Below are 12912 nucleotides of genomic sequence, written 5' to 3'. Positions count from 1 at the left end.
ATTCTTTGGAATTTTTAAAAGCATTATATCTAGTTTTTTATTATTTCATCATGCTTAACGTATTCGAAAGGAATGTCTAAATTGTCAATTATGTCTTTCACATCAGCTAAAGTATCAGGGGTAACTCTTACTATTACAATACCTTCTGCTCGATTTATAGTGCTAACCGTACCAAGGTATTCATATCCTTCCATGATCCGATTAATATAATGGACGTACTTAGGGTTAACACGTATATATATAGCATTCATCATTATTCTGCCTTTCTCCGAAGCATAGAGTACGCTTCTATAGGCTGAGCCATTGGAATTGTGATAATTTGCTGCGGATGGGGAGCTACGTCGATCGGATTGCCATCAATATCAAACATAGCCTCAATCTTTTGAGTAAATGTAGGTCCTTGCGGTTGTATAATTTCAATATATTGACCCACTCTCATGTTATTGCGCTGTTCAATTGTGGCAGTTCCATCAGCTTGATTATAACTCTTTACTAAACCGATAAAATCATGGGTTTGACTATACGAAGAAGAACCATATATTTGATCCTCATGTGTCGTTTTATTAAAATAAAATCCTGTTGTATATTCACGGTGAGATACTTTATTTAACTCTTCCAGCCATTCGGGTTTTACGGCAAAGTTAACCGGATCTTTGAAGTAACTGTCAATAGCTTCTCGATAGACTTTAACTACTGTTGCAACATAATGGACGCTTTTCATACGGCCTTCGATTTTAAAGCTATTCAAGCCGCTATCGATCAACTTCGGCAAATGAGGAAGCAGGCATAAATCTTTTGAGTTGAAAATGTATGTTCCTTTTTCATCTTCCAAAACAGGTATATATTGATTAGGTCTCTTTTCCTCAACTATATAGTACTTCCAACGACACGGCTGAGCGCACTCACCTCTATTGGCATCACGGCCGGTAAAATAATTACTCATTAAACATCTGCCTGAGTATGAAATACACATTGCACCGTGTACAAACGCCTCAAGCTCTATATTAACTTTAGCCCGAATTATATTTATATCATTTAGTGATAATTCCCTAGCTAGCACTACCCGTTTTGCCCCTAAATCCTGCCAGCATAAAACTGAAGACCAGTTAGTATTGTTAGCCTGCGTACTAATGTGAATCGGAAGGTCAGGTACTACCTCTCGAGCTATTCGATATACACCTAAATCGGCGATAATTATCCCATCAGCACCAGCATCTCGCAAAAAGGTCAGATATTCAGGTAAATTAGTTAAATCATCATTATGCGGAAAAACGTTAACTGTTATATATGCTTTTTTCTTAAAACTATGGGCATAGGAAATTCCCTCTCTGAGCTCATTATCGCTGAAATTATCACTAAATGCTCTCAATCCGAATGCTTTGCCGCCCATAAATACGGCATCTGCGCCATAAAGTATAGCCATCTTGAGTTTTTCAAGATTACCGGCCGGTGCAAGCAACTCTGGTCTATTCACTTTCTGACCCCCTATAGTACGAAACGGCTATCCCATCACCAATTCTATGCAGTACTGTTTCAAAATTAGGATGGCTTCTAGCGTACTCAAGATATTCACGTAATCGTCTTATTATTGTTCGGTATCTACGAGGCGGCTCCTCTATACTTTCAACTAAACCTCGAAACAAAACATTATCTGCTATAATAACTGCATTATTATTGAGCTTGTTCTCAATCTTTTTAAAATAATCAAGATACTGCCCTTTTGCAGCATCTATAAACACTAAGTCAAAAGGCCCAGGTAAATTACTAACAACTTCCCCGGCATCGCCCTCGACTAATTGAATTACAGCTTCAGCATTGGCTTCACTAATAAAGTGCTTGGCAGCAGTAATCCGCTCTTTATCTAATTCTACCGTAACAATCCTCGCTTTATCAGGTGCGTACTGGGCAATTTTCAGGGCTGAATATCCAATTGCCGTACCAATCTCGAGTATGGAATGGGGCTTAGTGCTTAAAACAATATTTGTAAGCACTTCAGCCCCTTCGGGATGAATTATTGGAACATTAAAATTTGCGGCATACTCTTCCAGTTTAGAAAATATACTTTCGTTTATTTCCATTATTTCTGCACCCGCTCAATAGCTAATAAATGTTCTTCATATGTTTTGCTGAAATGATGGTGCCCTTTTTCATCAGCCACAAAATATAAATATTCTGTTTGGGATGCATTAAGAACTGCGTTAATTGAAGCTGTTCCTGGGTTAGCAATCGGCCCAGGCGGCAAACCCATGTTGATATAAGTGTTATAGGGTGAAACGATTTTTGTATCTTGAATGGTAAGTTCCGGCTTAGGATATCCCAAAATATATTGAATAGTAGCACAGGATTGAAGCGGCATATCATTTTTAAGACGGTTTAGAAAGACGCCAGCAATTAAAGGCCGTTCGCTATCGATGCGAGCTTCCTTTTCAACTAATGATGCTAAGATTATTACATCTCTAACCGGTAATCCTAGTTGGTTAGCTTTCTCTCGCATATCATCAGTGAACCTTTTATTAAATTCATCCACCATCATTGCTAAAAGTTGCTCTTCTGATGCTCCATTAGCAATTTCATAGGTATCAGGAAATATAAATCCTTCTACTTGGTATATTGTGTCTTTATTAGCTTCCATATATGGGTAGTTCTTAAAGTTTCTGGCATGTTCCTTAAATTTTTCTGGATCAGCGAGCTTCTTTTCTTTTATTAAATTAGCTATTTGATCGACCGTATATCCTTCTGGAATAGTTATTTTACGCAGCGATACTTCACCGCGTGCAAGTTTTTCAACAATTGCCGTAACAGGCATATTTTTCGTAAAGCTGTAATCTCCGGCTTTTAAAGTGTTGTCTAAGCCGTGTATTTTGGCAATAATTCTAAATACGAGAACATTCTTTATCAAGCCCTGCTCATAAAGCAAGCTGCCTATCGTGTCTGCCGTCATCCCTGGTTTTACTGAAACATAGGTTATGTCGCTAGAAGCTGAATTAACAGGTTTAGCCATACCATACACAAAGCTTCCAAGCAATATTATTATCAAACTTATTGCAATAACAAACCTAACACTACCCTTTTGGTGCATCATTTAAATCACCTCTCTTGCCACTACCGTAATACTGTTTACAATAATGTGTTAATTTCGTTTCTCTATTATACACAAAAAGACAAAAAAAATGAAGCCTATTCGGCTTCATCTTCTTCGTCTTCCATTAATTCTTCGTAAGCCTCGCGAACTTGTTCAAACTCTTCGTCGGTAGGATCTAAGTAAACTTCTTCGCCGTTTTCATCAGTATCAATACGAGCAATGAACACATCTTCTTCAGCTCCAGCTTCACAGCCACAACCGCAATCTGCATCGTCAATTGACACTAGAATGGCAAAACGTTTTTCCCCGATAGGAATGATTAGTTCCTCACGATAGTAATATTCATTACCTTCTTCGTCAGTCATGACAACAACAAGATCTTCGTCCATTTCTTCGATGTTATCTTTTTCATTATCAGCCATCTTTTTCACCTCATAATTAGTGTACTGTAATTTTATCCTAGAAAACTTTTACTGTCAAGGAAGTTATTGGCGTGGAAGACTATCTAGATAGCCTTGCAGAATAAAAACAGCCGCCATTTTGTCTATTACTTGTCGGCGCTTAGCTCTGCTGACATCAGCCGCAATTAACGATTTCTCTGCTGCAACCGTTGAAAGTCGCTCGTCCCACAATTTAACTTCAATATTATTGATTGCTGAAGTTAATTCAGTGACAAATTGCTGTACTAATTCACCACGCGGCCCGATTGTACCATTCATGTTTTTTGGTAAACCAACTAAAATTGTTTTTACATCATATTGTGAAACAATTTGCTGAAGTCTTGTAAAATCTTTTTCCAAACTTGTTCGTCTTATTACCTCGACACCTTGAGCGGTAAATAATAATTCATCACTTACTGCTACACCAATTGTTCTATCCCCGACATCAAGTGCTAGTATACGCATTATTCCTCCAAAATATTACTACTGAATTTATGATTATATTATTTTTATACAAAACTCTGGACAATATGCCCCGCAGTAACCGCACAGAGCGCATTTTTCATTAATTTGAACAGCTTTTCCATTCTCTATGCCTAATGCTCCCATAGGACATTTTTGAGCACACTGACCACAGCCTAAACACCAATCTTCAATCAGGAGCTTACGCTTCTTCTGCGCTACTTTCTGGAGAAGATCTTCACTATATTCCAATCCGCTGAAAATTTTACAGTTCAACTTAGCTTCTTCGCGAGTTTGCATGCCGACAGCAACTGAGGCTATGCCAGTCTGGTTTAGTACCCAGTTAAAAGCTTCCAGTGAAACTGAACTTAAGTGCCCGCCCCCTAGAGCTTTCATTGTATATATACCCTTGTCCATACTTGCGGCAAAATTTATAGCCTCAAGCATTTGTTCAACCGCCCCATCGCAAATGCCAATTCCCCGCATATTAAGTATAGGATGTATTACATCTATTTCGTCAATTAAAGAAACAACGCGTACAACTTCGATAGTATGAGTTGAAACACCAATTGCTCGTATCATGCCTTTTTCTTTTGCTTCAAATAAATATTCTAAAGCTTCCCAATGTCCCTTTAAGGTTAATCTAGACGTCTGCTCATGAAGCATAAATATATCAATATAGTCGCGATCTATCTGTTTACAAGCATTCTCAACGCTATTTTTCATATCTTCATAAGTATATGCATACGATTTCGAAGATACTATTACCTCATTCTTACGGTGCTTTATCGCTTCTTTAATATATCCATAAGTTTGATATAACTCGGCTGTATCAATAAAATTAACCCCTGCGTCAAGAGCTTCTTCGATAACAGCTGCTCCATCCTGCAAGGGTAAATTTGCTTGAAGGCACCCGATAGTTAGTGCACCAAAGCATAATTTTGAAACCTTTAACTGAGACTTTCCCAATATTGCATATTTCATTTTATTTATTTTTTAAATACGCACGTACCAATTCTTCTAATAATTCATCGCGCTCAAGCTTGCGTATTATACCACGAGCATTATTATGGCTTGTAATGTAAGTAGGATCACCAGATAAGAGGTAACCTACCAGTTGACTAATAGGATTATACCCTTTTTCGCGTAATGACTGGCACACCTTGCCTATTATAACAGCCGCATCGTTAGTATCTTCATTCTCAACTTTAAACATCATTGTTTCTTCTAAATTGGGCATTGAACATCCTCCTCCCACCATATTATTAACTCTTTTATACCATTATATTCTTCTTAGACTATTTTTTTCCTATTAAATTTTTATTATATTTAGGGGTGAGCCTATGCCCACCCCTAAATACCATTTGAGTGTTTATTTTATTTGGTTTGTAATAACATCAAAAGCAGCACTGAGTGCTTGATTAATAGCACTAGGATTTTTACCGCCAGCTTGCGCCATGTCAGGTCGACCGCCGCCGCCGCCGCCAGCTACCTTAGCTGCCTCTTTCACAATATTTCCTGAGTGAATCCCTTTCGCAACAGCTTGTTTTGTGGCCATAGCAACAAAATTCACTTTATCACTACCAGATGCAGCAGCTAGAACTACAACGCCGCATTCAAATTTATCCCTTACAAGGTCGGCTGCTGCCCTTAATGAATCCATGTCGCCAGAGCTCACTACACCAGTAATCACTTGTACACCATTTACGACCTGCAAAGTATCAAATAGCTTCTGTACTTCGATTTTTGCAAGTTTTGCATTAGATTCATTTAGGCTTAACTCTAATTCTTTAACATTATTTAGTAGACTTTCAACGCGACTGACGATTTCTTCAGGACGAGTTTTAATCGCATCTGCAGCATCTATTAGCAATTTTTCGCGGTTATTTAAATAGTTTATTGCGCCACGACCTGTTACTGCCTCTATACGTCTAACTCCTGAAGCTACTCCTGACTCACTTATGATTTTAAATAAGCCAATCTCAGCAGTATTAGCTACATGTGTGCCGCCACATAATTCTTTACTGCACTCGTCAACACATACTACACGAACAATTTCGCCGTACTTCTCACCAAATAATGCGGTCGCACCTATTTTTTTCGCTTCATCTTGGCTCACTTCCATAATATTTACTGGAATGCTTTCAAAGATTATATTATTAACATATTCTTCTATTTCAAGCAGTTGCTCATCGGTAACAGGGGTAAAATGCGAAAAATCGAATCGCAGTCTATCTGGACCAACAGAAGAACCAGCCTGATTAACATGTGAACCAAGAACATTTTTCATGGCAGAATGAAGCAAATGTGTTGCTGTATGATTACGTGCTGTTGCAATTCGTCTACCAGTGTCTACCGCTAATTTGACCGTGTCGCCAACCTTTATAATACCTTCTTCAATATATCCAATGTGATAAATAGTACCATTAGGCAATTTTTTAGCAGACGTGATTGACATTTTGCCTAGTGGTCCTTCTACCAAACCACTGTCTCCGACTTGACCGCCGCCTTCAGCATAAAAAGCTGTAGCATCAAAAATGACTGAAGCCTCTTCTCCATCATGGGCTTCATCAACTAATTGGCCGCCCTTCCACATACGGATGACCGAAGCCTTTTCTGTTTTAGTATTATAAACTAAGTTTTCGGTCTCCAATCCAGTCAAATCAGGAATAGAAACACGCTCGTTTTCTTGACGCGCAGCTCTTGCTCGTTCGCGCTGTTCATTCATCGCCTGGTCAAATGAGAGCTTATCCAATTCCATGCCATATTCCGACAGTATCTCAGCAGTAAGTTCCCAAGGGAAACCAAATGTATCATATAATTTAAATGCTGATGCACCGGATAATATTTTTTGATTATTCTGTTCAAGTTCTTTTATATGCTTATTAAGCAGTTCGATTCCTTGGGCAAGAGTTGCTTGGAATCTTTCCTCTTCAAGTTGCACAACTTTTCTTATGTACTCTTTTTTCTGTTGTAATTCTGGGTAAGGTTCGGCAAACATATTCACTACAACATCAACTGCATTAACAAGAAATGTTTTCTCGATCCCCAATAATCTACCATGGCGAATTGCTCTACGAATAATTCGGCGCAGAACATATCCTCTGCCTTCATTAGAGGGCAAAATTCCATCAGAAATCATAACAGTCATGCTTCTCGCATGATCGGCAATTACTTTCATTGAAACGTCAGAGTTTGAACTATTACCGTAGCCTACGCCTGAGATGCTTGCAGCATATTCAATTATAGGGAATAGCAAATCAGTTTCAAAATTTGATTTTTTATTCTGAAGTACTGATGCAATTCTTTCAAGGCCAGCACCAGTATCAATATTTTTCTTTTCCAGAGGCTTATAATTTCCCTCTTCATCTCTATCAAATTGAGTAAAGACTAAATTCCATATTTCTAAATATCTATCACAATCACAGCCAATCGCACAGTCAGGTGAACCGCAGCCGCGCTCTTCCCCCAAATCAACATAAATCTCAGAGCAAGGGCCGCAAGGTCCAGGTCCAATTTCCCAGAAATTATCTTCCATTTTGATGATTCGGCTAGGCGATACACCAATTTCCTTTTCCCAAATTTCAAAAGCTTCATCATCAGTCGGGTATGTAGTTACCCATAATTTTTCTACTGGTATTTCTAAATGTACTGTTATAAACTCCCAAGCCCACGTAATGGCTTCCCTTTTAAAATAGTCACCAAAAGAGAAGTTACCGAGCATTTCAAAAAATGTATGATGACGTGCTGTTCTGCCGACGTTTTCAATATCACCAGTTCTAACACATTTTTGGCTTGTAGAAATTCGCGGATGCGGCGGTTTAAGCTTTCCGGTGAAAAAAGGCTTAAATGGAGCCATACCGGCACCAATCATAAGTAGTGTTGGGTCGTTTTCAGGAACCAGTGAATAACTTGGTAAAATTAGATGATTTTTACTGGCAAAAAAATCCAGAAATTTTTGACGTAATTGGTTTCCGGACATATAAATCAAAGTTATCAACCTCCGTTACGGTTTAAGCCATTCATTTGTGCATTATACATAAATTATCTTTGAATGTCAATAATTGGCGATTATACTAATACCTTAATTAAGTGGCGGATTAAGACTTTCGCAATTGCTGCTAGCGGAACTCCTATTAACATACCTAACAGTCCGCCTAATTCCCCACCGATAAAAACAAAAAATATAACCGAAATTGGATGAAGTCCGACACTTTCACCAAGTATCTTTGGCTGAATTATTGTTCCTTCAAGCTGATGAACCAGGAGAAATAATACTGAAACTTTAAGCGCAAGCAAAGGCGAGTAAAGTAATGCCATCGCAACTGCAGGAGCAGCACCAATTACTGCACCGAAATAGGGAATAATATCTAAAATACCAGCTAATAGTCCAATTAGCAGCGCATATCTTAAGTCTAATAGGTACAGTCCGATACTGACCAATATTCCTACAATAACGGCAATTAATATTTGACCGCGAATTACACCACTTAGCACCTTGTTTATATCTTTAAATGTTGAAATAACCTCTGGTCGCCATCGCCCTGGCAGAATTGAAAGTAATTCCTCTTTTATAGCATACCAGTCATGTAGTAAATAAAACGCCAAGACTGGACTAATAGCAAGTCCAATTATATGACTTAACATATTAACTATGCCTTGGGCTACTTCAGCTACGAAAACCTGCATCTCAGTTTCAATTTTGATAACCGCCTGATCTAGTGCTATTCGCATCGATAGTGGTAATCCTGAATTTTGATACTGATTCTGAATTAATTGTATTAATTCTTCTACTTTGTTAGCCATTTGCGGTAATTCATTACCGAAATTCTCCAATTCATGAACTAGTAAAGGGATGAATTGACTTCCGCCGCCTATTAAGATACTAAATAAAATAAAATATACTAAAACAATTGCCCAAATTCTCCTAATACCTTTAGTTTTTTCAAGATAGCAGACTATAGGATTTAAGAGATAAGCTAAGAATAGCCCAATAATAAAAGGATAAAGTCCGCTTCGTACAACCCATATAAAGTAAGCTGCGCTAATTATAAATATTGCGATCATCGAAATTCTGACATGTTTTTTAGTAATCGTCACTTAAACACCTCAAATAGCAAGCTAATAAATAACCTAGCAATATTTGCTGCAAAAAAAGGAGACCTTGAAGGTCTCTCAATTATTAATCCAGTTTTTTCATCAAGCGCCGGCGAGCACGGCGAGCTTCCCTCATTAATCCTTCAGTTGTTGAGACGACTGCTTCCGCACTGCGTTCAGATAATGGTTTTTTAACTGGTTCTTGCTGTGTTTTGGACATGGGACCTATGATGGCACCTAGTACAGTTCCTACAACTCCACCCCAAAGTAACCCTTGTATAAATCTGCGCATCATGTCACCCCTTTTTTTATTTTGCCTTATTCTTGGATCATAGCAGTTTGTAAAGGCTCAGGATAGATACTCAGTGTTCCATCATCCAGAACATTATAGATCTTTATATCCTGACCTTTCATCACAAATTCCACACAGCATTCCCAACAGTAATACTGTTCTACTCCAACTTTGCCAATTCCGCGTTCACCACATACAGGACAAGTCAACATATGCTCCCACCTTAAACTATGATAACTCTGCTTCGGTATGAAGAAGTTTGGCCATTGATTCTGGAACTATGACTTTGTCTTGTCCAACAATTTGGGCCTGCGGTAATGGCAAACTCATTCGTCCATATAGTAAGTCAGTAATTACCCCATCAGATATGTTATAGGCTTTTATCTCACCAGTTGTGGGCTCAAATATCATGTCCGCCAGAATCCCTATTTGAAGTCCTGACTCGGTAATAATATGCTTATCTAATAGCTCACCCAAATGATACACCTTATTATCTGATGCTGAGAATAAACTAGCTTCCTGTATGACGTCTTGAGTACGAACCATAACTGCATCGCGACCTATGCTGTGTAGATTTTTAAATTCAATGCCTTGTTCGTTCGTGAACCAATTTGCGTTTGATAAAATAATACCTCGCACAGATGCCTGATCAATATCAATGATCACTTCTTGAACCTCGCCAATCTGTGTGCCATTTTCAATCTCCAGCACTGGCAGGCCCAGTAAATCTCTGATTTTTTGCATATTAGGCCTCCAAGCAGATTGTAGTATTATTTATTCCCAGAATAGACGCATTTTATTATGATGATTTTTCAAATGAATAACACACCATCATAATTATTTTATAGCTTTTTTTATTATCCCACCGCCGACCACAATATCATCATGATAAAAAACAACTGACTGTCCAGGTGTTATTGCCCTCTGAGGCTCACTAAACTGAACATGAACTTGTCCATTTTTTAGGGGTGTTATGACAGCTTCTGATTCCTTAGCACTATAACGTATTTTAGCTGCTACTGTTAAAGGCTCGGTTAGCTGATCGATAGTTATGAAATTAAGATCGTCGGCTATGAGTTCAGTACCAAAAACTTCGTTGTTTGCACCAACAATTAAAGTATTAGTTTCAGGATTAAGAGCAACAACATACATAGGCTGGCCAGCAGCTATACCAAGACCTTTACGCTGCCCTACTGTATATAAGGGAAGTCCTTTATGGCGACCCAAAATTTTTCCGCTTACATCAACAATATTGCCAGGTTTTAGTGCTTTAGGAGCTCTAGTCTCTAAGAAACTCTTATAATCATCATCTGGTACAAAACAAATTTCCTGACTATCCGGCTTATTGGCAACAGCTAAACCAAGTTCAGCAGCCATCGCTCTAGTTTGAACTTTAGTATAAACTCCTAAAGGCATCATAAAGTGTTTAAGCGTTGTCTGATTTAAATGGTACAAAGCATAAGATTGATCTTTTGAGGTATCAAGACCTTTACGCAGAAGATATCGTCCGTGTTCATTGCTATATTCAATACGGGCATAGTGTCCAGTAGCTACATATTGAGCCCCTAGCCCTAATGATTTTTGCAGAAGTCCTTCAAACTTTACATAGCGATTACATGCTATGCAAGGATTCGGGGTTTGTCCTTTAGAATATTCAGCGATAAAATAATCAACGACTGTCTCATTAAACATCTGCCTAAAATTAAGCACGTAATAAGGTATACCAATTTTTTCAGCAACACGGCGTGCGTCGTCAACTGCTGATAATGAACAGCAACCTCGGTCTTCGGGATTGTCATTTTCCGCAGTATTATCCCAAATCTGCATTGTTACTCCAATAACATCATAGCCCTCACGCACAAGAAGGGCGGCAGTTAAAGAACTGTCCACCCCTCCGCTCATGGCTACAACCACTCTGGGTTTAGCGCACATGATCAAATCACTTTCCTTCTTTTTTTCTTATATAATCTTTAATTGCCTCATGCAATGCGTCAGCAGCTAGGTTGGAACAGTGCATTTTGGCTGGAGGTAAACCGCCTAATGCATCAGCCACCGCTTGATTTGAAATTTGGAGGGCTTCATCTAAGTTTTTCCCTTTTACTAATTCGGTGACCATGCTGCTTGTAGCGATTGCTGCACCACAGCCAAATGTTTTAAATCTAACATCTTTAATAATATCGTCTTCTACCTGTAAGTATATTCTCATAATATCGCCGCATTTTGCATTTCCAACTTCGCCCACACCATTGGCTTCTTTAATTTCGCCAACATTACGAGGATTGGTAAAATGATCCATAACCTTATCAGTATACATAATTAAAATCCCCTCTCAATTAATGCTTATGACAGTGACTGCACGGATTACTCTCCGCCATAGTGCTCGACCCGCTTAACGGAGACATACTGCGCAGACGTTCAATTATTTCTGGTAACACAGTCAGACAGTAATCAATATCTTCTTCTGTATTCCCGCGTCCCAAACTTATTCTTAATGATCCATGGGCAACTTCATGAGTAAGTCCCATTGCAAGAAGTACGTGGGATGGATCAAGTGAACCCGAAGTACAGGCAGATCCGCTTGATGCCGCAATTCCTTTTAAATCGAGGTTTAGGAGTAGAGACTCTCCCTCTACATACCTAAAACTAAAATTAACATTACCAGGCATTCTTAATGTTGGGTGTCCATTTAATTTAATATCTGAAATCTTTTCCGTAATTCCAGCAATAAGTTTATTTTTCAAAGCTTCAACATGGGCAATTTTCTTCTCCATATCACGCTTCGCAATTTCAGCAGCCTTACCCAAGCCAACAATTCCAGGAACATTTTCGGTACCAGGTCTCAAAGTTCTTTCTTGACCGCCACCCTGTTGGAGTGCTTCTAGTCGTACACCGCGCCTTGCATAAAGAGCTCCAATGCCCTTAGGTCCATGGAATTTATGACCAGATAAAGTAAGTAAATCAATATTTAATTCCTTAACATTTATCGGACAGTTTCCTACTGCCTGAACAGCGTCTGTATGGAAATATATGCCCTTTTCTTTTGCAATTTCGCCAATCTCTTTGATTGGCTGAATGGTTCCAACTTCATTATTGGCAAACATTATACTAATCAAAATAGTCTTATCTGTAATCGCATTGCGAACATCTTCAACACTTACTCTAGCATGTTCGTCAACAGGCAAATAAGTAATAGTAAAACCTTGTTTCTCCAAGTACTCACAAGTATGCAAAATGGCATGATGTTCAATTGCAGTAGTAATAATATGATTACCTTTTTTACGATTTGCCAGTGCGACACCTTTTAATGCCAGATTGTCAGCTTCTGTGCCTCCGCTAGTGAAAAATATTTCATTGGGATTAGCACCAAGTAAAGCTGCTACGTGACCTCTAGCTTCGTCGATAGCCTTGCGTACTTCTCGTCCAAAAGAATGAATACTAGAAGGGTTGCCAAACTTTTCAGTCATATACTCAAGCATGAGTTTTGCTACTTCCTCATCGACAGGTGTTGTAGCTGAGTGATCGAAATAAATTCGTTTCAT

Annotated in this window: 16 protein-coding genes; all 16 read right to left on the bottom strand. The window is 38.6% G+C overall.

The features are described 5' to 3' along the window. Nucleotides 1-29: 29 nt before the first annotated feature. The 16 genes from V6C17_RS08430 to nifS all read right to left on the bottom strand — a co-directional run bounded on the left by V6C17_RS08430 (nucleotide 30) and on the right by nifS (nucleotide 12912). Entirely contained in the window at nucleotides 30-254 is a 225-nt protein-coding gene (locus tag V6C17_RS08430) for a DUF4911 domain-containing protein (RefSeq protein ID WP_333522132.1), read from the bottom strand. Then, nucleotides 254-1474, bottom strand: coding sequence for a peptidase U32 family protein (locus V6C17_RS08425; RefSeq protein ID WP_333522131.1), 1221 nt, complete (start codon nucleotides 1472-1474; stop codon nucleotides 254-256). Before V6C17_RS08425 ends, V6C17_RS08430 begins: the two co-directional genes overlap by 1 nt. Further along, complete coding sequence (locus V6C17_RS08420) at nucleotides 1467-2078, bottom strand: O-methyltransferase (protein ID WP_333522130.1); 612 nt, start codon at nucleotides 2076-2078, stop codon at nucleotides 1467-1469. Before V6C17_RS08420 ends, V6C17_RS08425 begins: the two co-directional genes overlap by 8 nt. After that, nucleotides 2078-3082: an endolytic transglycosylase MltG gene (gene mltG, locus V6C17_RS08415; RefSeq protein ID WP_333522129.1), complete on the bottom strand. Its 1005-nt coding sequence runs from the start codon at nucleotides 3080-3082 to the stop codon at nucleotides 2078-2080. Before mltG ends, V6C17_RS08420 begins: the two co-directional genes overlap by 1 nt. A gap of 95 nt (nucleotides 3083-3177) precedes the next feature. Next, on the bottom strand, nucleotides 3178-3504 hold the full coding sequence (locus V6C17_RS08410; RefSeq protein WP_333522128.1) for a DUF1292 domain-containing protein: 327 nt from the start codon (nucleotides 3502-3504) through the stop codon (nucleotides 3178-3180). A 63-nt stretch (nucleotides 3505-3567) separates the two neighbouring features. Continuing rightward, nucleotides 3568-3987, bottom strand: a complete 420-nt coding sequence (gene ruvX / locus V6C17_RS08405; protein ID WP_333522127.1) for a Holliday junction resolvase RuvX — start codon at nucleotides 3985-3987, stop codon at nucleotides 3568-3570. Between the two features lie 33 nt (nucleotides 3988-4020). Further along, nucleotides 4021-4953 carry an aldo/keto reductase gene (locus tag V6C17_RS08400; RefSeq protein WP_333522126.1) on the bottom strand — a complete coding sequence of 311 codons (933 nt, stop codon included), beginning with the start codon at nucleotides 4951-4953 and terminating at the stop codon, nucleotides 4021-4023. A gap of 16 nt (nucleotides 4954-4969) precedes the next feature. After that, nucleotides 4970-5224, bottom strand: a complete 255-nt coding sequence (locus tag V6C17_RS08395) for an IreB family regulatory phosphoprotein (protein WP_333522125.1) — start codon at nucleotides 5222-5224, stop codon at nucleotides 4970-4972. 132 nt (nucleotides 5225-5356) lie between these two features. Beyond that, nucleotides 5357-7975 carry an alanine--tRNA ligase gene (gene alaS / locus V6C17_RS08390; protein WP_333522124.1) on the bottom strand — a complete coding sequence of 873 codons (2619 nt, stop codon included), beginning with the start codon at nucleotides 7973-7975 and terminating at the stop codon, nucleotides 5357-5359. Between the two features lie 80 nt (nucleotides 7976-8055). Beyond that, the gene (locus tag V6C17_RS08385) at nucleotides 8056-9084 is read right to left on the bottom strand and encodes an AI-2E family transporter (RefSeq protein WP_333522123.1); all 1029 of its coding nucleotides are present in this window, start codon (nucleotides 9082-9084) and stop codon (nucleotides 8056-8058) included. Nucleotides 9085-9166: 82 nt separating this feature from the next. Further along, entirely contained in the window at nucleotides 9167-9373 is a 207-nt protein-coding gene (locus V6C17_RS08380; RefSeq protein WP_333522122.1) for a hypothetical protein, read from the bottom strand. A 26-nt stretch (nucleotides 9374-9399) separates the two neighbouring features. Beyond that, complete coding sequence (locus V6C17_RS08375; RefSeq protein ID WP_333522121.1) at nucleotides 9400-9585, bottom strand: hypothetical protein; 186 nt, start codon at nucleotides 9583-9585, stop codon at nucleotides 9400-9402. Nucleotides 9586-9601: 16 nt separating this feature from the next. Beyond that, entirely contained in the window at nucleotides 9602-10117 is a 516-nt protein-coding gene (locus tag V6C17_RS08370) for a PRC-barrel domain-containing protein (protein WP_333522120.1), read from the bottom strand. A gap of 93 nt (nucleotides 10118-10210) precedes the next feature. Then, nucleotides 10211-11305: a tRNA 2-thiouridine(34) synthase MnmA gene (gene mnmA / locus V6C17_RS08365; RefSeq protein WP_333522119.1), complete on the bottom strand. Its 1095-nt coding sequence runs from the start codon at nucleotides 11303-11305 to the stop codon at nucleotides 10211-10213. A 7-nt stretch (nucleotides 11306-11312) separates the two neighbouring features. After that, nucleotides 11313-11687, bottom strand: a complete 375-nt coding sequence (gene nifU / locus V6C17_RS08360; protein ID WP_333522118.1) for a Fe-S cluster assembly scaffold protein NifU — start codon at nucleotides 11685-11687, stop codon at nucleotides 11313-11315. 19 nt (nucleotides 11688-11706) lie between these two features. Next, entirely contained in the window at nucleotides 11707-12912 is a 1206-nt protein-coding gene (gene nifS, locus V6C17_RS08355; protein ID WP_333522117.1) for a cysteine desulfurase NifS, read from the bottom strand.

It is taken from the genome of Dendrosporobacter sp. 1207_IL3150 (assembly GCF_036763085.1).
Taxonomy (GTDB): domain Bacteria; phylum Bacillota; class Negativicutes; order DSM-1736; family Dendrosporobacteraceae; genus JBAIYU01.
The sequence above is the reverse complement of the archived record's forward strand: the minus strand, read 5'-3'. Positions and strand labels throughout refer to the sequence as shown.

Bases quoted from the DNA above. Each gene is read 5' to 3' on its own strand.
- V6C17_RS08430 (WP_333522132.1), bottom strand. From the start codon at position 254: ATGATGAATGCTATATATATACGTGTTAACCCTAAGTACGTCCATTAT.
- V6C17_RS08420 (WP_333522130.1), bottom strand. From the start codon at position 2,078: ATGGAAATAAACGAAAGTATATTTTCTAAACTGGAAGAGTATGCCGCA.
- mltG (WP_333522129.1), bottom strand. From the start codon at position 3,082: ATGATGCACCAAAAGGGTAGTGTTAGGTTTGTTATTGCAATAAGTTTG.
- V6C17_RS08410 (WP_333522128.1), bottom strand. From the start codon at position 3,504: ATGGCTGATAATGAAAAAGATAACATCGAAGAAATGGACGAAGATCTT.
- ruvX (WP_333522127.1), bottom strand. From the start codon at position 3,987: ATGCGTATACTAGCACTTGATGTCGGGGATAGAACAATTGGTGTAGCA.
- V6C17_RS08395 (WP_333522125.1), bottom strand. From the start codon at position 5,224: ATGCCCAATTTAGAAGAAACAATGATGTTTAAAGTTGAGAATGAAGAT.
- V6C17_RS08380 (WP_333522122.1), bottom strand. From the start codon at position 9,373: ATGCGCAGATTTATACAAGGGTTACTTTGGGGTGGAGTTGTAGGAACT.
- V6C17_RS08375 (WP_333522121.1), bottom strand. From the start codon at position 9,585: ATGTTGACTTGTCCTGTATGTGGTGAACGCGGAATTGGCAAAGTTGGA.
- V6C17_RS08370 (WP_333522120.1), bottom strand. From the start codon at position 10,117: ATGCAAAAAATCAGAGATTTACTGGGCCTGCCAGTGCTGGAGATTGAA.
- mnmA (WP_333522119.1), bottom strand. From the start codon at position 11,305: ATGTGCGCTAAACCCAGAGTGGTTGTAGCCATGAGCGGAGGGGTGGAC.
- nifU (WP_333522118.1), bottom strand. From the start codon at position 11,687: ATGTATACTGATAAGGTTATGGATCATTTTACCAATCCTCGTAATGTT.
- nifS (WP_333522117.1), bottom strand. From the start codon at position 12,912: ATGAAACGAATTTATTTCGATCACTCAGCTACAACACCTGTCGATGAG.